Origin of the sequence: Bradyrhizobium japonicum USDA 6 (assembly GCF_000284375.1) — a bacterium.
GTDB classification, from domain to species: Bacteria; Pseudomonadota; Alphaproteobacteria; order Rhizobiales; family Xanthobacteraceae; genus Bradyrhizobium; species Bradyrhizobium japonicum.
The window spans coordinates 4,430,878-4,451,203 of the sequence record NC_017249.1; the positions used below are offsets into that span (position 1 = coordinate 4,430,878).

Sequence of the window (20,326 nt, forward strand, 5' to 3'; positions counted from 1 at the left end):
GACGCGTTTTCTTGACGCGAACCGGTATCCAATTCGCTCGAAACCGCCCTACCGCTTCATCAGCCCGAGACGGCTCGCGCCGACATAGAGCGAGAGCACGGCGGCGTTGGAGACGTTGAGGCTCTTGATCTCGCCGGGCATGTCGAGCCGCGCCACGACGCTGCATGTCTCGCGGGTCAGTTGCCGCAGGCCCTTGCCTTCGGCACCAAGCACCAGCGCGAGCGGCTCGCGCAGCGTGACGTTCGAGAGGTCCTCGCTGCCTTCGCTGTCCAGCCCAACGGTCTGGAAGCCGCGTTCATTCAACGCGGTCAGCGCTCGGGCGAGGTTCTGCACGGTCACCATTGGCACCAGCTCGAGAGCACCGGAGGCGGCCTTGGCCAGCACGCCGGTTGCCTCGGGGCTGTGGCGCGCCGTGGTGACGATCGCCTTCACCGCGAAAGCCGCTGCGGAGCGCAGGATGGCGCCGACATTGTGCGGATCGGTGATCTGGTCGAGCACCAGCACCATGCCTTCCTGCGCCAGGGTCTCGATGTCGGGCGAGGGCAGGGCGTCGGCCTCGGCCAGCAGGCCCTGGTGCACGGCGTCGGGCGACAGCAGGCGGTCGATCTCCTGGGGCCGGACGATCTCGGGCGTGACGCGGGTCGCGATGTTTTCGTCCGCAAGCCGCTTTGCAGCGTTCTCGGTCAGCGTCAGCTTGCGGATCCGCCGCTGAGGGTTGGCGAGCGCCATGGTCACGGTGTGCCAGCCATAGAGGATGACCGGTCCGTCGGACTGCGAATCACGATCGCGCCAGGCTGGTCGACCGGCTGATTTTCCGGGCCTGTTGAAGGGCTTAGCCCCGCCGCGGGGGCCCCTTGGGGTGAATTTTCGATCCTTCATGGGCTCGCTTGTGTCACGGGTCCCCGAATATGGCAATTTGGGTGGCTTCGGGGGTGATTTTAGCTGTTCGCCTCGGTTGACTTTGCCCCACCGCATCGCCCATAAACGCGCCCGGTCGCGCCCCCATCCGGGCTGTCGCGGCCTTCACGTTCCATGGCCGTCTTCGGTCGCCGGCAAGGTCCGGCCCGATTGTGCTGCCGTCGAGCGGGGGAGTGTCCCGAGTGGCAAAGGGAGCTGACTGTAAATCAGCCGCCTCATGGCTTCGCAGGTTCGAGTCCTGCCTCCCCCACCAGCCTTCGCTCGCTTCGCGAGCTACGGCTGGGCAAGCCAGACCAAATCACCGTCACGCGAAGCTAGCGAAGGCTGTCACGCCGTAGCCCGAAGGGCGTAGGCGGACTGGCTCAGCGCGCAGTTCCCCCCATCATCTCCCTGGCCATCGGCACCACTTTCCGCCCGTAAAGCTCGATGCTCTTCATCAGCTTCTCGTGCGGCAAAGGCCCCGCCGAATACTTCAGCTGGAAGCGCGAAATGCCAAGCGCCTTTGCGGTCTTGGCGATCTTGCGCGCGACGGTTTCCGGCGAGCCGACATAGAGCGAGCCGTGCTCGGCCTCATTGACGAACTCGTCACGGCCCATCGGCGGCCAGCCGCGCTCCTTGCCGATCCGGTCGCGCATCGCCTTGTAGTCGGGCCACAGCTCTTCGCGCGCCTGTTGGTCCGTCTCGGCGACGTAGCCAGGGGAGTGCACTCCGATCGGCCGTGCCGGGCGGCCGAACTCCTTGAAGGCGCGGTGATAGAGATCAACGTAAGGCGCAAAGCGCGCGGGATCGCCGCCGATGATCGCAAGCATCAGGGGCAGGTCATAATGTGCGGCGCGCACCACCGATTGCGGGCTGCCGCCGACGCCGATCCAGGTCTTGAGCCGGCCGTTCTCGACCGGCGGATAGACCAGCTGCTCTTTCAGCGGCGGACGCAGCTTGCCCTCCCAGGTCACCGGCTGCTGCGACAAGAGTGCCGTGAACAGGTCGAGCTTCTCCTCGAACAGCGCCTCGTACGCGCGCAGGTCGAAGCCGAACAGCGGAAAGGATTCGGTGAAGGAGCCGCGGCCGAGGATGACCTCGGCGCGGCCGTTGGAGAGCGCATCGAGCGTGGCAAAGCGCTGGAACACGCGAATGGGGTCGTCCGAGCTCAGCACCGTCACGGCCGAGCCGAGATGGATGCGCCTCGTGCGCGACGCGATCGCGGCGAGCACGGTCTCGGGCGAGGAGATCGCGAAATCGGCGCGGTGGTGCTCGCCGAGGCCGATGAAGTCGAGGCCGAGCTCGTCGGCCAGCACGGCTTCGTCGACGACGTTGCGGATCACCTGCGCGTGCGCGAGCGTCTTGCCTGTACCGTCCTTGGTGACGTCGCCAAAGGTATCCAGTCCGAATTGAAGCGGTGAGGTCATCGATCAGGTCTCTGAGGGGGACGCGAGCGGCGCCCGCATGTGGGAAGTCGTTTGATGTGCAGCTAGGGCGCGGAGCCCGCTTCGACAATGCTGCTCCGGGAAAGGCATGGTTTCCAGTTTTTCACCGCACCGGCGGGATCAATCGGACCTGGCGAACATCTCGACCAGGGTCTCGCGCAGCCAGCGCTGCGCCGGCACGGTGTCGTTGCGCTGGTGCCAGAACAGGCTGACGATGCGCGGCGGTGCCTTGAGTGGCAGCGGCATGGCGTGCAGGAACGGGGCGTGCCGGGATTGCGAGCGCAGATCGCTCGGCAGCACGGCGATCAGGTCGGACTGGCGCACGACCTCGTAGGCGGCGCTGTAATGATTGACGGTCGCGACCAGGTTGCGCGACAGCCCGCGCGAGGCGAGGAACAGATCGTAGGATGGCAAGGTCTTGCCGGCGAGGCTCACATCCACGTGCCCCGCGTTGAGGAAGCTGCGCGTGCTCAACCGCTTCATCGCCGCGAGCGGATGGCCGCGCCGCATGAAGCAGGCGTAGTCGACGGTCCACAGCGAGCGCGAGCGAATGGCGGCCGGCTGTTGCGCCTCATTGACATAGACGCTCAGCACGCAATCGACCCTGTTGTCCTCGAGCTGATCGGCGATCTCCAAAATGGTGTTGGGCACGGTGTGGATGCGCGCCTTGGGCGCGATCTTGCCGAGATGACCGAGCAGGTTCGGCATCACCAGCGAGGCGACGTAGTCCGACATCGACAGGCTGAACTCGGTCTGCGCGCGGGCCGGATCGAACACCTGCTCGTCGAGCGCGCCACGGACGCTTTCCAGCGCCTCGCCGATCGGCTCCCACAGCACCACGGCGCGCTGGGTCGGACGAATGCCGGTGCCGGACCTGACGAACAGGGGATCGCCGAGCGCGTCGCGCAGGCGTGCGAGCGCGTTGCTGACCGCGGGCTGCGTCATCGTCAGCGCGCTCGCCGCGCGGGTGACGCTGCCTTCGGTCATCAGCGCCTCGAAGACTTTAAGGAGGTTGAGGTCGAGCGCGCGGAACGACACGGACATTCACCGTGGTGATATATTAGATCATGATTATAAATTATGACGATAATGTCACTTTGTCTATGGTTTCCCAAGGGACACGCGGAGCGCCGGGCCGCCAAGACTGAGGGGACTTCCATGTCGATGATATCGGCGCGCATCGAGCGCCTTCCGTTCGCACGCTTCCACAAGCATCTCCTGCTGATGGGCGGGCTTGGCTACATGTTCGACGCGATGGATGCGGCGGTGCTGGCCTTCATCCTGCCGGTGCTGCGCACGGCGTGGAATCTGTCGAGCGTCCAGATCGGCGTGCTCGGCAGCAGCACCTATATCGGCTTCCTGTTCGGCGCGTTGTTCGCCGGTACGCTCGGTGACCTGATCGGGCGCCGCGCGGTGATGATGTCGGCGCTGGCGCTTTACTGCGCGGCATCGATCGTGAGCGCGATGGTCGATACCTGGCCGTCCTTCTTTGCCGCCCGAATTGTCGCCGGCATGGGGACCGGCGCGGAGAGCGCGATCATCGCGCCCTATCTCGCGGAGTTCGTCGCGCGACGTTATCGCGGCAGCTTTACCGGCGCACTCGCGGGCTTCTTCTCCTTCGGCTTCGTCGCCGCAGCCTTGCTCGGCTACTTCATCGTTCCCGCCTACGAGAACGGCTGGCGCATCGTGCTGGTGATCACAGCGGTGCCGGTCGTCATGCTGCTGTGGTGGCGCCGGGCGCTGCCGGAATCGCCGCGCTGGCTCGAAAGCCGGGGACGGGAGAAGGAAGCCGAAGCCGTCCTCGACGGGATCGAGGCGGGCTTTGCGCGCGCGGGCCATGTCCTGCCGCAGCCGGTCGTCGAAGCGACGGCGCCGGCCGGAGCTACCGGAACGCTGCTCGCCAATTTCGCGGCGCTGCTCGCCGGCCGCCAGGCGCGCATCACCATCATGACCTGGATCATGTGGCTGGCGATCACCTTCAGCTATTATTCCTTCTTCGTCTGGATCCCCGGCCTGCTGGTCCAGAACGGGATGAGCATTACCAAGAGCTTCGCCTATTCGATCGCGATCTATTGTGCGCAGATCCCCGGTTATTTCAGCGCCGCGTATTTCAACGAGCGCATCGGCCGGCAGGCGACGATCGCGTCCTACATGGTGCTCGGCGGCGCCAGCGCGCTCGGGCTCGCCTTCGCGCAAAGCGACCAGCAGATCATGGCGGCGGGAATCTTCCTGTCCCTGTTCATGAACGGCACCTATGCGGGCGTCTATGCCTATACCGCCGAAGTATTCCCGACGCCGGTCAGGACCACGGGTGCCGGGCTCGCCTCCGCAATCGGTCGCATCGGCGCGATCGTCTCGCCGATCCTGGTCGGCTATCTCTATCCGAATTTCGGCTTCGCCGGCGTATTCGGGGTGACCACCACTGTGCTGCTGCTCGGGGCAGTCACCGTCGTGCTGATGGGCGTGCCGACGCGCGGCCGCTCGCTGGAAGAGATCGCGGCGGGTGAAGTTGCATGACGCGGACGAAAGTTGCCGCCGATCCCAGGCTCTGCGCCGTCGCGGCCGCGCAGGGCAGGGCGGATCAGCCGGATGCACTGTTCGCGGCACTCGACGAAGCCGTGAAGTCGGCGATCGGGCACAAGCTGTTCACGATCCTGACCTACGACGGCGACAGCGGCGAAGCTGCGCGGGTCTATTCCAATCTTCCCGGCCCGTACCCGACCGGCGGACGCAAGCGCCTCGCGCCGGGCCCGTGGACCGAGGCGGTGCTCGATCGCGGCGAGGCCTATATCGGCCGAACGCGGGATGATCTGCGCAAGGTGTTCTCCGACCACGAGCTGATCGCCTCGCTCGGCTGCGCGAGCGTGCTCAACATGCCCGTGCGCTGGCGCGGCCGTACGCTCGGCTCGCTCAATCTGCTTCACGAGGCGGGCTGGTACGCCGAGGACGATGTCGCCGCGTGCCTTCCCTTCGCCCAGCTCACCTTGCCGGCGCTGCTTGCGCCGGCCGACCTCTGACAGGATTCCGCGATGCCCAGCATCCTCTTCAAGAACGCCGCGCTGCTCGATCCGCTCCAGGCGGAATTGCTGGCAGGCCATGATGTGCTGGTCGAAGACAGCCTGATCAAGGAGGTCTCGGACCGGCCGATCCAGGCCACCGCCGATCGCACCATCGATCTCAAGGGCAAGACGCTGATGCCCGGCCTGATCGACCTGCACGTGCACGCCATCGCCGTTGAGCTCAACCTGGCGCAGCAGGTGCACATGCCGAATGTGCTGGTGACGCTGCGCTCGACGCTGCTGCTGCGCGGCATGCTGCGGCGTGGCTTTACCACCGTCCGCGACGCGGGCGGCGCCGGCCATGCGCTGAAGCAGGCGATCGACACCGGCCTGACCGACGGCCCACGGCTGTTCGTCTCCGGCCGCGCGCTCAGCCAGACCGGCGGCCACGGCGACATGCGGGCCCGCTCGGATTACCTCGCGAGCGATGCCCCATGTCCCTGCTGCGTGCGGGTCGGGGCGCTGGCGCGCGTTGCCGACGGCGTTGACGGCGTGCGCAGGGCAGCACGCGAGGAGCTCCAGATGGGCGCCGACCAGATCAAGATCATGGCCTCCGGCGGCGTCGCGTCACCGACCGATCCGGTCGGCGCCTTCGGCTACTCCGAGGACGAGATCCGCGCCATCGTCGAGGAGGCGCGCGGGCGCCAGACCTATGTGCTCGCCCACGCCTACACCGCCGCCGCCATCGAACGTGCGGTTCGCTGCGGCGTGCGCACCATTGAGCATGGCAATCTGGTCGATCCTCCGACCGCGCGCCTGATGGCCGAAAAGGGCGCCTATGTGGTGCCGACGCTCGTCACCTACGAGGCGTTGGCCAACGAGGGCGCCCAATACGGCCTGCCGCCGGAGAGCGTGGCCAAGATCGCCGATGTCCGCGACGCCGGCCTGCGTTCGCTCGCGATCTATCGTGACGCCGGGGTGAAGATGGGATTTGGCAGCGACCTGCTTGGAGCTTCCCAACGCCTCCAGAGCGACGAATTCCGCATTCGCGCCGAAATTCTCGGAGCGCGCTCCGTCATCGCCAGCGCGACATTGATCGGCGCCGAAGTGCTCGGCATGGAGGGCAAGCTCGGCCGGATCGCGCCCGACGCTATTGCGGACCTGCTCGTGGTCGACGGCAACCCGCTGCGCGATGTGGCCTGCCTGCTCGGCCAGGGCGAGCACATTCCGATGGTGATGAAGGCAGGCAAGGTTCAGTTCGACCGGCTGAACGCCTAAAGTGTATTCGAGCGAAGTGGATACCGGTTCGCGTAAGGAGAGCGCGTCTAAACAAGCCTGCGCTACCGCCACATCCCGCGCATCTTTGCCCCAATGTCGATCTTCGGGCCTTGCGCCGCGGTGCGGGCCGCACCGGCGGCGGCCTTCGGCCAGGCGGTGCGCTCGAACAGATAGACGAGGGATTCCGGGATGAAGCGGGTGCGCGAGGCGTAGACGTGGCGGTCGCCCTTGGCTTGCTGGCCGTGGGTGAAGAAGCGCTGCGGCACGACGAGGTGCAGATCGTCTTTGGCGCGCGTCATCGCGACATAGAGCAGGCGGCGCTCCTCCTCGAGCTCGGCCGAGGTGCCGGCGCCGAGATCCGACGGCATGCAGCCGTCGACGACGTTGAGCACGAACACCGACTTCCATTCCTGGCCCTTGGCCGAATGGATGGTGGAGAGGATCAGATAGTCCTCGTCGCGGAGCGGAAGACCTGATTTGTCGCTGGTCGCATCCGGCGGGTCGAGCGTGAGCTCGGTCAGGAATTTCTCGCGCGAGGCATAGCCGCTCGCGATCTGCTCGAGCTGCATGAGATCGGCGCGTCGCGTCTCGGAATCCTCGTGGATGCGATCGAGATGCGGCTCATACCAGAGCCGCACGCGCTCGAGATCGGTCGGCCATTCCGAGTAACGCAGATTTCCGACCGTGCGGACGAAGTCGGTCCACTCGGCGCCGGTGCGTGGCGGCACCGCAAGCTGGCCGAGCGCGGCAAGCGGGTCGGTGCTCTCCGCCATCTGGTCGAGCACGCGTTGCGCGGTGGCGGGGCCGACGCCGGGTAACAGGTGCAGGATGCGGAAACCGGCGACGCGGTCGCGCGGATTTTCGGCAAAGCGCAGCAGCGCCAGCACGTCCTTGACGTGCGCGGCATCGAGAAATTTCAGTCCGCCGAACTTGACGAAGGGGATGTTGCGGCGGGTCAGCTCGATCTCGAGCGGGCCGGAATGCGAGGACGTCCGGAACAGCACCGCCTGGTGCTTGAGCAGCGCGCCTTGCTCGCGGTTGGCCAGCACCTCCTCGACGATGTAGCGCGCCTGGTCAGCCTCGTCGTGGACGGTGACGAGCTGCGGCTTCTGCGACGAGGTGCGGTCGGTCCACAGGTTCTTGGTGAAGCGTTCGCGCGCTAGCCCGATGACGCCGTTGGCCGCCGCCAGCACGGGTTGGGTCGAGCGGTAGTTGCGGTCGAGCGTGATCATCTCGGCGTGGGGGGAGAAGCTTTGCGGAAAATCCAGGATGTTGCGGACGGTGGCGGCGCGGAACGAATAGATCGACTGCGCGTCGTCGCCGACCACGGTCAGCCCGCGTCCATCCGGCTTCAGCGCCAGCAGGATCGAGGATTGCAGGCGGTTGGTGTCTTGATATTCGTCGACCAGCACGTGATCGAAGCGGCCGCCGATCTCTTCGGCGATCAGCGCATCGCTCATCATCTGCGACCAGTAGAGCAGCAGGTCGTCGTAATCCAGCACGTGCTGGGTCTGCTTGGCCTCGACATAGGCCGCGAACAGGCCCTTCAACTCGGCGGCCCAGCCGGCGCACCAGGGATAGTGCTGGCCGAGCACTTTTTCGATCTCCATCTCGGCATTGACGCAGCGCGAGTAGATCGACAGGCACGTGCCCTTGGCGGGAAAGCGGCTCTCGGTCTTCGACAGGCCGCGCTCGTGCCGGACCAGATTCATCAGGTCGGCGGAATCCTCGCGGTCGTGGATCGTGAAGGCTGGATCGACGCCGATCCGCTCGGCATATTCGCGCAGGAGGCGCGCGCCGATGCCATGGAACGTGCCGGCCCAGGTGAGGGCGTCGCGCATGATCGCGGCATTGTTCTCGCCCAGCACCTTTCGTGCGATGCGCTCGACCCGGCCAGCCATCTCGGCCGCGGCGCGGCGGGAGAACGTCATCAGGAGGATGCGTCGTGGATCGGCGCCTGCGACGATCAGGTGCGCGACGCGATGGGCGAGCGTATTGGTCTTGCCGGAGCCCGCCCCGGCGATGACGAGCAGGGGGGCGCCCACGGTCGCGCCGTCGGCGACGCCATGCTCCACGGCGCGGCGCTGCTCCGCATTGAGCGTGTCCAGATATGTCGCCACGAATCGCCCCGGTGAAAGGGGGAGAGTCGGCGATCCCGGCGCGAATCGCAATGCGGCTGGACGGAACCAATGTTAAGACCTAGGGACAAGACGGCCCGAAGTTCCAGCCCGAGAAGCGCGCAACCGGCATGACCGAGCTCAAGCCCGACCAGTTCGAGATGCGGCGGCCGGAGTCGCTCAGCAACACCATCTTCGGTGTCGCCATGACGCTACTCGCCTACGACCTGCCCAGGGCCGCGGTGTTCACCAGTGCCCCGAGCTGGAGCGATCTCGCCCATGTCTATTCCGGCAAGCTCGCCGGTCTCGCGCTCAGCTTCATCATTGCCGGCGTGTTCTGGATCAGCCACCATCGCCGGCTCGCGCGCCAGCCCGTGGGCAGCCGCGGCATGGTGATCCTCAACCTGTTCTTCCTGCTGTCGATCGTGCTGCTGCCGGTGACCAACGGCCTCTACACCAATTACAGCATGAGCAGCGCGGTGGCCGTGCTCTACGGCCTCCATCTGACCGCGATCGCCGGCCTCAATGCGTGGCTGTGGTGGACGATTTTGGGCGGCTGGCGCCACGAGATCATGGCCTCGATGTTTCCGCTGCTGGTGTTCATTCCGGGCACGATCGTTGCGGCCTTCGCGCCGCACGTCGCGCCCTTCGTGTGGTTCATCGCCTTTGGCGGGCTGTTGATCCAGCGCTTCTATGTCGCACCGACCGGGCCAGGCGCGTGAGGCGGCGGCTCACCCCTTTGTCGCGCCGAACCCGTCGGCCGGCACGTAAAGCTTGACCGGGCGGATTTCGTAGACCGCCGACGGGTTGACCTCGCGCAGCTTTCGCGCCGCCGCGATCGCTTCCTCATCGGTATCGTAGTCGACGAGGTGGAAGCCGAGAAGCTGCTCCTTGGTCTCGGCAAACGGGCCATCCAGCACCATGCCCGCGCCGGGGCCGCGCAAGGTGTGCGCCTTTCGGGTCTCATCCAGACGGGCGGCCGGCCCAAGGTGTCCGCTTGCCCTCAAGGGCGCCTGAACCTCGATCACTTTGGCCACGACCGCGGCGTCCTGCTCCGGCGTCCAGGACAAAATCTCGTCTTCCACGTGGTAGGCCAGGATGGCGTAAAGCATCGTCACCTCGTTTGTTTTTCAAGCTCGCAGTCGGAAGGATGTATGAGCGCTGCCGATACCGACAATCCCGGAGACTAACATATTGCGTCGCTCAAGTTGCGACGAAACCGTCCTGAAACCCGATTGCCGCCCTCGGAGGTGAACGCTGTCCAAAGCCGAGGCGACTGATGGCCACCAAGAACACTTCGGAGGCGGCCATGTCGACCATCAAGATCATCTGCGACGCGCGTCGGGCAGGAAAGTCGGAAGCCGCGGATTTGCACGACCAGTCCGGCCACCACCGCTACTACGGCAGCTCGGCCGAGAACGGCGGCGAGCGGATCGTCGAAAGCCGCCGCGGAAAACGCCCGCGCGCGCTCAATGTGTGTGGCTTCTGACGCCCTCGGCGACACCGTCTTCACATGGACGTCCTGCAAATATTGATCGCGGCGATGCCGTTCCTGCTTGCGCTGATGAGCCGGACGGGGAAGGCAATCGCGCCGTGCCTGCTGACGAGCATCATCACCGTACTGCTCGGCGACGAGCCTCATCGGGCGGTCATGGCCTGGTGCGTCGGCGTACTGATCGCCGCCGTTGCCCTGCGTGAGCGGCTCCGCGCGAGCTGACCCGGCGCCGTCACGGCGCGCTCAGGACCTGTTTGACCAGCGCATCGCGCAGCATTGCCAGCTCGCCGCTCGCTTCCATCTGCGCGATCACCTTGCCGACCTTCGGCACCAGATCGCGATGGCGTTCGTGCAAATAGTGGTAGATGTGGATGCGCTCCAGCGGTGGCGAGAGCGGGACAATCCTGGTCTGCAGATTGAGTTTCCTCACCGCGACGAGCCCGCTGAAGAGGTCGGTGACCATCACCTCGAAACGGTCGGCGTCGAGCATCCTGATCATGTTCTCGAGGCTGGTGGTCGCGGTGACGCGGGCCATGCCGCGCGTCCCGGCCTCTGAGGAGCCGACGCCGCGGACGATGCCGATGCTGTACTCCCTGATCGAATTCCAGCCGGCGACGTCGAAACGGAGTTTCGTCGTGAAGACCGCCGGCTCGATGTAGTTGATCGCCGGCGTCACCTGAATCAGAGTCGGGTAGTCGCTGGAGAGCGTTCCGATCCGCTGGATCTCGCCGTCGACCTCGCCGGCGCTCGACAGCGCCAGCGCACGCTTGCCGGGGACGTCCTCGAACGCCAGCTTGATATTCAGCTTGGCGTAGACGGCCCGCAGCATCTCGCCGCCGACATATTGATCGGGGATGTCGGCGATGCGCGCCAGCCGGATGAGCTGCTGCGCCTGCGATGGGGCGGCTGCGAGCAACGACAGGCAGGCGACGATGATCCGCCACATGACGCGTCTCCTTTGCCCTGCATGATGCCCGCGATCCACCGGGGCGGCGCCCGCGTGGCGGCCGCACCGCTAACGCGTCTTGCAGGCGACCGCGGACTTTAGCCAATGTCATTCTAGCGCGCGAAGTGATAGTTTGCGGGAGAATCCTGCTGCTGGGCGCAAGACAAGACCCCGCCAAGCCGCCCATGGGCCTGCAGGATCGCCACGCAGGTCGCGTGATGAGAGAATTTCAACTGTCGAATTGCTCGCGGCTGCGACCCGCCGTCCGGAGCAGGGTGCCGCCAGTCCGGGGACGTGGTGCATGGGCAACGCAGGCGACGAGGACTCCAAGCGCAACAGCCGCGCCGGTCCCCCGGCGGCCGCGAAGCAGGATGTGGGGATCGGCGCTGCATTTGCGCCAGCGATGATCGGAGCGCTGCTGTCGCGGATCTTACATTGGTCGCGCAGCGGCGTCGGGCCCCGCCTGCTTGCCGCCGTGCTGCTGTTCTCCTCGATCGTAACGCTCACGCTGACCGCGCTTCAACTCTACCTGGATTACGATCGCGAGGTCGGCGTCATCGAGACGCGGCTCGACGAGATCGGACGCAGCTACACGGACAGCCTCGGCGAGAGCCTGTGGAATCTCGACCAGAACCAGCTCAGGCTCCAGCTTGACGGTATCCTGCGGCTGCCCGACATCCGTGCTGCCGAGGTCCACGAGATCGCCGATCGCCCCAATCCCATCCGTGTCTCGGTCGGGGAGCGAAGCACTCGCTCGGTCGTGACCCGGGACTATCCGCTGAACTACACCGCGCAGGGGGCGTCGCGTCCCATAGGCCAGCTCCACGTCGAGGCCACGCTTAGTGACGTCTACCGGCAATTGCTGAACCGGGCTCTGGTCATTCTGGCAAGCCAGGCGGCAAAGACGTTCCTGGTGTCCTTGTTTATCATCTACATGGTCCATCTTCTTGTGACGCGGCACCTCGTCGCCATCGCCGAGTTCGTCAGCAAGTACAGCGTTGCACGACCGCCTCCGCCCTTGCACCTGGAGCGGCGCCGACCCTACGATGCCGACGAGCTGGACAAGGTGATCGACGCCTTCAACGCCATGTGTGCGAAGCTCGAACGCGCCTACGATGAGCTTCGCGATGCGAACGCGAATCTCGAGCGCGATCTGAAGATCCGCCGGCGTGCCGAAGAGGACGCGCGCGCGAGCGAGCAGCGCTTCCGCGACTACGCCGAGACCGCGTCCGACTGGTTCTGGGAGACCGGACCGGATCACGTGTTCACCTACATATCGGACCGGGCCGGCGCCTTTGGCATGGACCGCAAGGCCCTGATTGGCAAGCGCCGGTGCGATGCCGCCTTCGACCGCGATGCCGAGCCGCAGAAGTGGCGCGAGCACATGGCGACGCTTGACCGTCACGAGCCGTTCCGGAAGTTCGAGTATCGCGGCCGCGATGTCGTCGGACGCGTGCGCCATTTCAGCGTCAATGGTCAGCCGATCTTCGCCGCCGACGGCCGTTTCATGGGCTATCGCGGTTCGGCCACCGACCTCACTGGGCAACACGAGACCGAGGAGCGGTTGCGCCAATCCCAGAAGATGGACGCGATCGGCCAGCTCACCGGCGGCGTCGCGCATGATTTCAACAACGTGCTCACGGTCATCACCGGCACCATCGAGATCATCCACGAGGGGCTTGCGGACAAGCCCGAGCTTGCCGCGATCGCGCAGCTCATCGACGATGCGGCCTCGCGCGGCGCGGAGATCACCTCGCAGCTCCTGACCTTCGCGCGCCGGCAGCCGCTGGAGCCGCGCGAGATCGACGTCAACGGCCTCGTGGTCGAGACGGCGAAACTGTTGAAGCCGATCCTGGGCGAGCATATCGAGATCGTGACCCGGCTTGCCGACGACGCATGGTCCGCGATGGCCGATCCGTCGCAGCTCTCGTCCGCGATCGTCAATCTCGCCGTCAATGCGCGCGACGCGATGCCGGGCGGGGGCAAGCTCGTGCTCGAGACCGCGAACCGGGAATTTGACGGCACCGGCAGTGCCGATGACGGCGATGTCACACGCGGTGCCTTCGTGATGATCGCGGTGACCGACGCCGGCCACGGCATCCCAGCGGAGATCCGCGACCGCGTATTCGAGCCGTTCTTCACCACCAAGGGCGTCGGTCGCGGCACCGGGCTCGGTCTCAGCATGGTCTACGGCTTTGCCCGTCAGACCGGCGGCACCGTCGCCATCGAGAGCGAGGAGGGCCGTGGCACTGTGGTGCGGTTGTTCCTGCCACGATCGGAGGGGGAGGCTTCCAACAGAATGGGGCCGGTGCAGGCCCAGGCGGCGACACGCGGGCGCGAGACGATTCTCGTGGTCGAGGACGATCCGCTGGTGCAGGGCTATGTCATCGCCCAGCTCGGCAGCCTCGGCTATCGCACGCTTGTTGCCGCCGACGGCGCGACCGCGCTCACGCTGGTCGACCAGGGCGCGAGATTCGATCTCCTGTTCACCGACATCATCATGCCCGGCGGCATGAACGGCCGGGAATTGGCCGAAGCCGTCCGACTCCGCCGCCCTGGGGTGAGGGTGCTCTACACCTCCGGCTACACCGACGACACCATCATCCACGAGGGACATCTCGATCCCGGCGTGGCGCTGCTCCAGAAGCCATACCGGAAGTCGGAGCTGTCCCAGAAGATTCGCGAGACGCTTGCGGGCGAGCCGCCGGCCTGAGCGGCCCCCGCGCCCACCCACGAAAAAGGCGCGGCGGGGAAGCCCCGTCGCGCCCGATTTCTTGCTCGCTGGTCCAGGGCTGAGAGCGCCCCGATGCCAGGCCTTTCGTCAAAGCCTAGCGGGCGATCCCAGCGAGGTGACAGCGCTTGAGATAAGACACTGGATCACCTCCTTTCGTTGGTTTCGGGACTCAGAATATAGGACGAATTCCAGCCCCCGTTAAGGGGCGCCCCGGGGGCGGGAACTGGTCTGTCCGCAACACGGGAAAGACCGGCCCGGAGCAGTTGAGACTGCCGCCGGGTCGTGTTAGGGAGCCAGTGATGCGGGTGTAGCTCAATGGTAGAGCAGCAGCCTTCCAAGCTGAATACGAGGGTTCGATTCCCTTCACCCGCTCCAAATTTTTCGAAGATTTTGCGAGAGGGGTCAGATTTCATTCTGACAAATCGGCGGCTTTACACGTTCTGATGCTCGCTTCCGATCGACTGTTTCGCGCCTCTCTTGATAGCTTTCGTATTCCCCACGCTGGATAGGAACCGCGAAAGGCAACCAGTCAGAATCCCGGTTGGCGACCCCCTCGGCCTTCCGGTGTGCGACCGGCTGAAGGGTCACGCCGACCCGCCTGAATATTCTGGGCATGGTTGCCCGGATCGTGTTCGCCGCCACGATGCTTGCGTTGCCGCCGCCACAGGGCGCTGTAAGGCCTTGGGTGTTGCGCCGTCCGGAAATTTTTTCAAACCTGGGCCAAGGATTCCGGCGTCTCGTTCGTCTCAATTCGTGAATGCCCGGAAAATCTCCTCCCGGCGTCCCGGCTCATGGGTGGAACGACTATGGTAAAGCGCATGCGGTCGCGGTCCAGGACGGGACTGGCCGGGGGACCGGGTAACGGTCCCAATTGTTTTGCTCAATCCTGTCGGCCTTGAGGAAAGGGCATGGGGGGCGCCATTCAGCTTGTGACCGCAGAGGCGACTGAGCCGCCGCATGGCAGCGCCACGGATGACGACCTCGTCAGTCTGGCCACGCAGGGCAACCGTGCTGCATTCGAAGCCTTGTTGCGGCGTCACTACGACCTCATGCACCGCGTTGCGTGGCGCATGACCGGCTCCCAGACTGACGCGCAGGACATTTGCCAGGATGTCTGCTGCGCGCTGGTGGAACGGATCGCTTCTTTCAGGGGTGAGGCGAAGTTCACAACCTGGCTGGTCGGTATCGTGCGCAATGCCTGCCATGACCACCATCGGCGTCATTCGACGTTGACGCGGCTCAAAGGCCATCTCGCCGTTCTTGCCGAAATGGCGGCGCCGCCAGACGGCCGGGATCTCTTTCGTCGCAGCTGGCTCGCGACCGAACTGGCGCGGCTTTCGCCGCTGCTGCGGGAGACGGTCGTGCTTGTGGTCGGCGAAGGCATGACGCACGCGGAGGCGGCCACGGCGCTCGGCGTCTCCGAGTCGACCATCTCCGGCCGCATGCACGAGGTGAGGCGACAGGCGGGTCTCGCGAAGGACATTGGCGATGAGTACTGATCACAACATCATGCGTTTGCCCGACCCTCCGCCGCCTGCGCCGGACGCGCGTGCCTCGGCTGTGCAAGAGGCGCTGCTTCGCTTCGATCAAAAAGCGCCGAGGAAAAAACGCCGACGACAGCCAAGGAATGCCGACCGACATCCGTCTCATCGAGCGAACCGCCGCGCCCTTGCGGCCGTCACGCGAGAGGTTTGTGATGAAGCGTACGCGATATCTCCTGGCCGCTAGCCTGGCCTGCATTGTTGCCGGATCGGGCGCCTATCTCCATCTCATGCAGTCGCCGCAGTCGCAGGACGTCGCTGCACCCGTCGAACAGAAGATGGCGAGCAACGACGTCGCTCAAGCTCCTTCGACAGTGCAAGCAAAGAAGGAAAGCGAAAGCCAGAAGGAAAGCCTGCCCCAGCCGCAAACGCAAATCCAACCCCCACTCAGGCCGGAAAGCCCGGCCAGGAAGCCGCCGCGCCTTCGGTTGCGGCGGCGCCGCCTCCCGCCAAGCCGCGCGTGGAAAATCTGATTGCCAGCCGGGACGCTCCGAAGGCGCCTCCCGCGACGGCGTCGAGGGCTCCCATGCAGGGGGCACCGTCAGAAAAGTACGCCCTGAGAGGCCGGAACGATCACATGCTCTCGCGCGCGCCGTCCGCTCTGCTGCTGTCGCAGGTCGAAGTCTTTCGGGACCAGCGCGAGCGTGTTCCTGCTGCGTCCGAGCCTGTCGGCCGCGACAAGTTTGCGAATGCGCCGGAAAACGCCTTCAAGGTCGCGCGCGATGCGCCCGTCTCGACATTCTCCATTGATGTCGACACGGCATCGTACGCGTTCGTCCGCGCACAGCTCAACCGCAATGTCCTGCCGCCGGCCGCGTCCGTTCGGACCGAGGAGCTGATCAATTACTTTCCCTATGCCTATGAAGCCCCGGCATCGGCGAGCGAACCGTTCCGGGCCGACGTTGCCGTGTTTCCGAACCCCTGGGCGGAAGGCCGCAAGCTCATTCGCATTGGCGTCAAGGGCTATGCGCTGCAGCAGACGAGCCGACCGCGCGCGAATCTGGTTTTCCTGATCGATACATCGGGCTCGATGGAGCCGCAGAACCGGTTGCCGCTCGTGAAGCAGTCGCTCGCCATGCTCGTCACCCAGCTGAAACCCGAGGACCGCATCGCGATCGTGACCTATGCCGGAAATGCAGGCACGGCGCTCGAGCCCACTTCGGTGTCCGAGAAAGCGAAAATCCTGGCGACGATCGATCGGCTCGAGGCGGGGGGCAGCACGGCGGGAGCCGAAGGCATCAGGCAAGCCTATGCGCTTGCAGAGCAGAACTTTGACGCCAGCGGCGTCAATCGTGTCATCCTCGCCACCGACGGCGACTTCAATGTCGGAATTACGAACAAGGATGAATTGAAAGGTTTCGTCGAGCGTCAACGGGAAAAGGGCATTTTCCTGTCCGTGCTCGGCGTTGGTGCCGGCAATTACAACGACGCGCTGGCGCAGACGCTGGCGCAGAACGGCAACGGCGTCGCTGCCTACATCGATACGATCAACGAGGCACGCAAGGTGCTGGTCGAAGAGGCAAGTTCGACGCTGTTTCCGATCGGCAAGGATGTGAAGATCCAGGTCGAGTTCAATCCGGCAACCGTCGCCGAATATCGGCTCATCGGCTACGAGACGCGACTTCTCAATCGCGACGATTTCTCGAATGACAAGGTCGATGCCGGCGACGTCGGCTCGGGGCAAACCGTGACCGCGCTCTACGACATCGTGCCTGTCGGCGGGCCTCGCGTGGTCGACGATCTCAGATACGGTGCGCAAGCCCCGGCGAGCGACTCACCGGCGCCGGCCGAATATGCCTTCGTCAAGATCCGCTACAAGCTGCCGCGATCCGATCAAAGCGTGCTGGTCCGCACCCCCGTGGATCGCGCATCGGAACATGGCCGCTTCGAGGACGCGCCACTCGATGCCCGCTTTGCAACCAGTGTTGCCGCGTTCGGCGAGATTCTACGTGGCGGAAAGCACACTGGCCGGTTCGGCTATGACGACGTGCTGCGTATCGCCTCGGCCGCGCGCGGTGACGATCCTTACGGCTATCGCTCCGAGTTCCTCCAGTTGGTGCGTGCGGCCAAAACTGCGAGCGCAATGCAGCCGCTGCGACCGTGATCATTTTTCGAGTTTAAGCCAGCGCACCCATTCCGGCATCGACAGGAAGCGGAGGAAAAGTTGCCTCCGCTTCCTGCCGTCCCAACCCCGATGCGAAGCCATCAAGGCGGAAAATTCGTGCCGCCACTGGTTGGCCCAGACGCCACAAAAATAGAAGAGGACATGCATGGGGCTCGCACCCCCTCGAGTTGACGGGGGCTGGTGGGCCGCCTCGCCGGTGGCTGCGCAAGAGTAGGAACTTTCACTGCAAGCAAGAGTTGTCCGGTCGGACAGGGCGAAAGCCACACGAGGCCGACCGTGCAAGAAGATGTGCGCGTGCGCTCCACCGCGCAAATCGCGGGTCATCCGATTCATCCGATGCTGGTGCCGATACCGATCGCGTGCTTCATCCGGGCATTGCTGACCGACATTGCCTATGTCGTTAGCGCCGAGATGAAGGCCATCGTGCCGGACTACGCGCTGAGCTCGCATGTCGCGCCGCTCGGGATGGCTTTCAACACCAGCACGAATCTGCCGGCCGCTTACCGCGGCGGCGCCTTTGTCGGCGAGCACGGCAGCTGGAACCGGCAGGTGCTGAACGGCTACAAGGTCGTGCTCGTGCCGCTTGCGGACGGCAAGTCGAGTGGCCCGGCGCAAGACGTCGTCACCGGCTTCCTCAACAGTGACAATCAGGCGCGCGGCCGTCCCGTCGGCGTCGCCATCGACAAGGCCGGCGCACTTCTGGTCGCCGACGACAGCGGCAACACCGTGTGGCGGGTGACGGCAGCCCATCCGCAGGTTACGCAGCGATAGGAGTTGGACGATGGGCCTTGCTCAATACGCGATCGTGCCGGTGCAGGACGAGTGGGGCGTGCTGCATGATGGCGACGTCAAAAGCAGATACGCCACCAAGGAAGCCGCGTTCGAGTCGGCGGTCGCCGCGGCGTCCCTGGCGTTGCGCGAGGGACACGAGGTTCATGTGAGCGCGCCGGGTCGCGAGCCAGGAGAGACCGCGCTCGGAAGCTAACTTCGGCTGACTTCGTCACCTCAGCCGCCTGCACCCCGCGGGCGATCGACGACACACGCTATTTCGCGCGTACCTTCAATCCGCGTGATTGATTTCCCGTGACGGCATGTCGACCAGGTCCGCGCGCGTGACCACCGGGCGGAGGCGAGCGCCTCCGCGCGAAAATAACATCATGTTAGGTTTATCGCATAACTGGGTAATTGTGTTAGCCCGGCGAAAGCCTATTGTCGCAACCAATCGGATACCCATCGGCAGTGACAAGCGCTCGCGGAAGTCGGCAGAGCGCCCGGAGAAAGCTGCCCAATTTCCAGCGAAGCCCGACAACGGGACGTCAGCAAACCCAGTGGAGGAATTTTCTGCGATGACCACGACTCGCACGATCCGTCACATGAGTCAGTCCAGGAAGGCCGCTGCGAGCGGCTGGATCGGTTCGGCTCTCGAATACTATGACTTCTTCATCTACGCGACCGCCGCGTCGCTGATCTTCCCGCAAATCTTCTTCCCGTCGGAAAATCCCACCGTCGCCATCGTCGCATCGCTGGCGACCTATGGTGTGGGATATGTGGCCCGGCCGATCGGGGCCTTCGTTCTCGGACATTGGGGCGACACCCATGGCCGCAAGACCGTTCTCATCGTCTGCATGTTCCTGATGGGCATCTCGACGATGGCGGTGGGTATCCTGCCGACCTATCAGCAGGTCGGCATTCTGGCGCCGATCCTGCTCGTCATCCTACGCCTCGTGCAGGGATTTGCCGTCGCCGGTGAAATCTCCGGCGCGAGCTCGATGATCCTGGAGCATGCGCCGTTCGGCCGGCGCGGCTTCTATGCCAGTTTCGCCCTTCAGGGTGTGCAGGCCGGACAAATCCTCGCCGCAGCGGTCTTCCTGCCGCTGGCGGCCTATATGCCGACCGACGCATTCAACAGCTGGGGATGGCGGATTCCGTTCCTGCTCAGCTTCTTCGTCATCGTCGCAGGCTACATCATTCGTCGCGAAGTCGACGAGACCCCTGCGTTCGCCCGCGAGGGCGAACGGGGAGAAACGCCGCGGGCGCCCATCGTCCAGGCCATCAAGCTGAGCTGGCGCGACATGCTCAGGGTCATCTGCATGGCCCTGATGAACGTCATTCCGGTCGTTGCGACCATCTTCGGTGCGGCCTACGCGGTGCAGCCGGCCTATGGCATCGGTTTTGCCAAGGACATCTATCTGTGGATCCCGGTGCTCGGAAACATGCTGGCGGTGTTCGTCATTCCCTTCGTCGGCAATCTCTCCGACAAGGTCGGCCGCAGGCCTCCGATCATCGTGGGCGCGCTTCTCTCCGGCTTGCTCGCCTTCGGCTATCTCTATGCCATCAGCATCAGGAATGTGCCGCTCGCGATCCTGCTGTCGCTCCTGATGTGGGGTGTGGTCTACCAGGGCTATAACGCGATCTTCCCGAGCTTCTACCCGGAGCTGTTTCCGACCCGCACCCGGGTGTCGGCGATGGCGATCTCGCAGAACATCGGAACGACCATCACCGCGTTGCTTCCGGCCCTGTTTGCGGCCGTGGCGCCTCCCGGCTCGGACAATATCCCCTTGACGGTGGGGGCGATTGCCTTCGGTATCACTGTCATCGCGGCGCTGGCGGCCGTCACGGCCCGCGAGACCTATCGGGTCAGTATCGACGATCTCGGCAATCCGAAGGCCGTTCCGATGCCGCGGGCCGACTATGAGCGGCAGCGTGCGGAGGCGGCGAGCGGTGCGGCCGCAATTCCGACCTGAAGGGC

Annotated in this window: 18 protein-coding genes, 2 tRNA genes and 2 pseudogenes; 16 read left to right on the forward strand and 6 right to left on the reverse strand. The window is 65.0% G+C overall.

Annotated features, from left to right (window positions below):
* Positions 1-48: 48 nt before the first annotated feature.
* Positions 49-879, reverse strand: coding sequence for a 23S rRNA (guanosine(2251)-2'-O)-methyltransferase RlmB (gene rlmB, locus BJ6T_RS20830; protein WP_028169916.1), 831 nt, complete (start codon positions 877-879; stop codon positions 49-51).
* A gap of 206 nt (positions 880-1,085) precedes the next feature.
* Between rlmB and BJ6T_RS20835 the strand changes: the two genes are divergently transcribed.
* Positions 1,086-1,171 (forward strand) — tRNA-Tyr (locus tag BJ6T_RS20835).
* A 109-nt stretch (positions 1,172-1,280) separates the two neighbouring features.
* Here the strand turns inward: BJ6T_RS20835 and BJ6T_RS20840 are convergent.
* Together BJ6T_RS20840 and BJ6T_RS20845 are read right to left on the reverse strand one after the other, a co-directional pair.
* Entirely contained in the window at positions 1,281-2,324 is a 1,044-nt protein-coding gene (locus BJ6T_RS20840) for an LLM class flavin-dependent oxidoreductase (RefSeq protein WP_014494454.1), read from the reverse strand.
* A 138-nt stretch (positions 2,325-2,462) separates the two neighbouring features.
* Complete coding sequence (locus tag BJ6T_RS20845) at positions 2,463-3,386, reverse strand: LysR family transcriptional regulator (RefSeq protein ID WP_014494455.1); 924 nt, start codon at positions 3,384-3,386, stop codon at positions 2,463-2,465.
* 114 nt (positions 3,387-3,500) lie between these two features.
* Here BJ6T_RS20845 and BJ6T_RS20850 point away from each other — a divergent pair, with 114 nt between their 5' ends.
* Genes BJ6T_RS20850 through BJ6T_RS20860 form a run of 3 tightly spaced genes read left to right on the forward strand, consistent with a single transcriptional unit; the run spans position 3,501 to position 6,619 of the window.
* A complete protein-coding gene (locus tag BJ6T_RS20850) occupies positions 3,501-4,859 on the forward strand; it encodes an MFS transporter (RefSeq protein ID WP_014494456.1) in 1,359 nt (452 codons plus the stop codon).
* Positions 4,856-5,359, forward strand: coding sequence for a GAF domain-containing protein (locus BJ6T_RS20855; protein ID WP_014494457.1), 504 nt, complete (start codon positions 4,856-4,858; stop codon positions 5,357-5,359). The genes BJ6T_RS20850 and BJ6T_RS20855 overlap by 4 nt, the downstream gene beginning before the upstream one ends.
* A gap of 12 nt (positions 5,360-5,371) precedes the next feature.
* The gene (locus BJ6T_RS20860) at positions 5,372-6,619 is read left to right on the forward strand and encodes a metal-dependent hydrolase family protein (protein WP_014494458.1); all 1,248 of its coding nucleotides are present in this window, start codon (positions 5,372-5,374) and stop codon (positions 6,617-6,619) included.
* Positions 6,620-6,681: 62 nt separating this feature from the next.
* Here BJ6T_RS20860 and BJ6T_RS20865 read toward each other — a convergent pair whose 3' ends face one another.
* Positions 6,682-8,739 carry an ATP-dependent helicase gene (locus tag BJ6T_RS20865; protein ID WP_014494459.1) on the reverse strand — a complete coding sequence of 686 codons (2,058 nt, stop codon included), beginning with the start codon at positions 8,737-8,739 and terminating at the stop codon, positions 6,682-6,684.
* Between the two features lie 128 nt (positions 8,740-8,867).
* Here BJ6T_RS20865 and BJ6T_RS20870 point away from each other — a divergent pair, with 128 nt between their 5' ends.
* A complete protein-coding gene (locus BJ6T_RS20870; protein WP_014494460.1) occupies positions 8,868-9,458 on the forward strand; it encodes a TMEM175 family protein in 591 nt (196 codons plus the stop codon).
* Between the two features lie 9 nt (positions 9,459-9,467).
* Here the strand turns inward: BJ6T_RS20870 and BJ6T_RS20875 are convergent, their stop codons facing one another.
* Positions 9,468-9,848: a YciI family protein gene (locus BJ6T_RS20875; protein ID WP_014494461.1), complete on the reverse strand. Its 381-nt coding sequence runs from the start codon at positions 9,846-9,848 to the stop codon at positions 9,468-9,470.
* Between the two features lie 167 nt (positions 9,849-10,015).
* On the opposite strand from BJ6T_RS20875, the gene BJ6T_RS20880 reads away from it, so the two are divergent.
* Both BJ6T_RS20880 and BJ6T_RS20885 read left to right on the forward strand, forming a co-directional pair.
* On the forward strand, positions 10,016-10,225 hold the full coding sequence (locus BJ6T_RS20880; RefSeq protein ID WP_014494462.1) for a hypothetical protein: 210 nt from the start codon (positions 10,016-10,018) through the stop codon (positions 10,223-10,225).
* A gap of 24 nt (positions 10,226-10,249) precedes the next feature.
* Positions 10,250-10,453: a hypothetical protein gene (locus BJ6T_RS20885; RefSeq protein WP_014494463.1), complete on the forward strand. Its 204-nt coding sequence runs from the start codon at positions 10,250-10,252 to the stop codon at positions 10,451-10,453.
* A 10-nt stretch (positions 10,454-10,463) separates the two neighbouring features.
* On the opposite strand, the gene BJ6T_RS20890 is transcribed toward BJ6T_RS20885, so the two are convergent.
* The gene (locus BJ6T_RS20890; RefSeq protein ID WP_014494464.1) at positions 10,464-11,177 is read right to left on the reverse strand and encodes a substrate-binding periplasmic protein; all 714 of its coding nucleotides are present in this window, start codon (positions 11,175-11,177) and stop codon (positions 10,464-10,466) included.
* 301 nt (positions 11,178-11,478) lie between these two features.
* Between BJ6T_RS20890 and BJ6T_RS20895 the strand changes: the two genes are divergently transcribed.
* The 9 genes and pseudogenes from BJ6T_RS20895 to BJ6T_RS20930 all read left to right on the forward strand — a co-directional run bounded on the left by BJ6T_RS20895 (position 11,479) and on the right by BJ6T_RS20930 (position 20,321).
* On the forward strand, positions 11,479-13,890 hold the full coding sequence (locus BJ6T_RS20895) for an ATP-binding protein (protein WP_014494465.1): 2,412 nt from the start codon (positions 11,479-11,481) through the stop codon (positions 13,888-13,890).
* Between the two features lie 322 nt (positions 13,891-14,212).
* Positions 14,213-14,286 (forward strand) — tRNA-Gly (locus BJ6T_RS20900).
* A gap of 533 nt (positions 14,287-14,819) precedes the next feature.
* Positions 14,820-15,410, forward strand: a complete 591-nt coding sequence (locus BJ6T_RS20905) for an RNA polymerase sigma factor (protein ID WP_014494466.1) — start codon at positions 14,820-14,822, stop codon at positions 15,408-15,410.
* A 128-nt stretch (positions 15,411-15,538) separates the two neighbouring features.
* Complete coding sequence (locus BJ6T_RS48495; RefSeq protein WP_014494467.1) at positions 15,539-15,925, forward strand: hypothetical protein; 387 nt, start codon at positions 15,539-15,541, stop codon at positions 15,923-15,925.
* Between the two features lie 104 nt (positions 15,926-16,029).
* The gene (locus BJ6T_RS20915) at positions 16,030-17,556 is read left to right on the forward strand and encodes a vWA domain-containing protein (protein ID WP_240537986.1); all 1,527 of its coding nucleotides are present in this window, start codon (positions 16,030-16,032) and stop codon (positions 17,554-17,556) included.
* A gap of 315 nt (positions 17,557-17,871) precedes the next feature.
* Positions 17,872-17,976, forward strand: a pseudogene (locus tag BJ6T_RS49405) (DUF2231 domain-containing protein); the annotation flags it as partial.
* A 15-nt stretch (positions 17,977-17,991) separates the two neighbouring features.
* A pseudogene (locus BJ6T_RS20920) lies at positions 17,992-18,348 on the forward strand (PQQ-dependent sugar dehydrogenase); the annotation flags it as partial.
* A 10-nt stretch (positions 18,349-18,358) separates the two neighbouring features.
* Positions 18,359-18,562 (forward strand): hypothetical protein, encoded by a 204-nt coding sequence (locus tag BJ6T_RS20925; protein WP_014494470.1) that lies wholly within the window; start codon positions 18,359-18,361, stop codon positions 18,560-18,562.
* 361 nt (positions 18,563-18,923) lie between these two features.
* Complete coding sequence (locus tag BJ6T_RS20930; RefSeq protein WP_014494471.1) at positions 18,924-20,321, forward strand: MFS transporter; 1,398 nt, start codon at positions 18,924-18,926, stop codon at positions 20,319-20,321.
* Positions 20,322-20,326 lie beyond the last annotated feature (5 nt).

What these genes read in the sequence shown, in the direction of transcription:
- BJ6T_RS20890 (WP_014494464.1), bottom strand. Translation starts at nt 11,177, where the DNA reads ATGTGGCGGATCATCGTCGCCTGCCTGTCGTTGCTCGCAGCCGCCCCA.
- BJ6T_RS20880 (WP_014494462.1), top strand. Translation starts at nt 10,016, where the DNA reads ATGGCCACCAAGAACACTTCGGAGGCGGCCATGTCGACCATCAAGATC.
- BJ6T_RS20860 (WP_014494458.1), top strand. Translation starts at nt 5,372, where the DNA reads ATGCCCAGCATCCTCTTCAAGAACGCCGCGCTGCTCGATCCGCTCCAG.
- BJ6T_RS20855 (WP_014494457.1), top strand. Translation starts at nt 4,856, where the DNA reads ATGACGCGGACGAAAGTTGCCGCCGATCCCAGGCTCTGCGCCGTCGCG.
- BJ6T_RS20845 (WP_014494455.1), bottom strand. Translation starts at nt 3,386, where the DNA reads ATGTCCGTGTCGTTCCGCGCGCTCGACCTCAACCTCCTTAAAGTCTTC.
- BJ6T_RS20885 (WP_014494463.1), top strand. Translation starts at nt 10,250, where the DNA reads ATGGACGTCCTGCAAATATTGATCGCGGCGATGCCGTTCCTGCTTGCG.
- BJ6T_RS20905 (WP_014494466.1), top strand. Translation starts at nt 14,820, where the DNA reads ATGGGGGGCGCCATTCAGCTTGTGACCGCAGAGGCGACTGAGCCGCCG.
- BJ6T_RS20915 (WP_240537986.1), top strand. Translation starts at nt 16,030, where the DNA reads ATGCTCTCGCGCGCGCCGTCCGCTCTGCTGCTGTCGCAGGTCGAAGTC.
- BJ6T_RS20895 (WP_014494465.1), top strand. Translation starts at nt 11,479, where the DNA reads ATGGGCAACGCAGGCGACGAGGACTCCAAGCGCAACAGCCGCGCCGGT.
- rlmB (WP_028169916.1), bottom strand. Translation starts at nt 879, where the DNA reads ATGAAGGATCGAAAATTCACCCCAAGGGGCCCCCGCGGCGGGGCTAAG.
- BJ6T_RS20875 (WP_014494461.1), bottom strand. Translation starts at nt 9,848, where the DNA reads ATGCTTTACGCCATCCTGGCCTACCACGTGGAAGACGAGATTTTGTCC.
- BJ6T_RS48495 (WP_014494467.1), top strand. Translation starts at nt 15,539, where the DNA reads ATGCCGACCGACATCCGTCTCATCGAGCGAACCGCCGCGCCCTTGCGG.
- BJ6T_RS20840 (WP_014494454.1), bottom strand. Translation starts at nt 2,324, where the DNA reads ATGACCTCACCGCTTCAATTCGGACTGGATACCTTTGGCGACGTCACC.
- BJ6T_RS20870 (WP_014494460.1), top strand. Translation starts at nt 8,868, where the DNA reads ATGACCGAGCTCAAGCCCGACCAGTTCGAGATGCGGCGGCCGGAGTCG.
- BJ6T_RS20850 (WP_014494456.1), top strand. Translation starts at nt 3,501, where the DNA reads ATGTCGATGATATCGGCGCGCATCGAGCGCCTTCCGTTCGCACGCTTC.
- BJ6T_RS20925 (WP_014494470.1), top strand. Translation starts at nt 18,359, where the DNA reads ATGGGCCTTGCTCAATACGCGATCGTGCCGGTGCAGGACGAGTGGGGC.
- BJ6T_RS20930 (WP_014494471.1), top strand. Translation starts at nt 18,924, where the DNA reads ATGACCACGACTCGCACGATCCGTCACATGAGTCAGTCCAGGAAGGCC.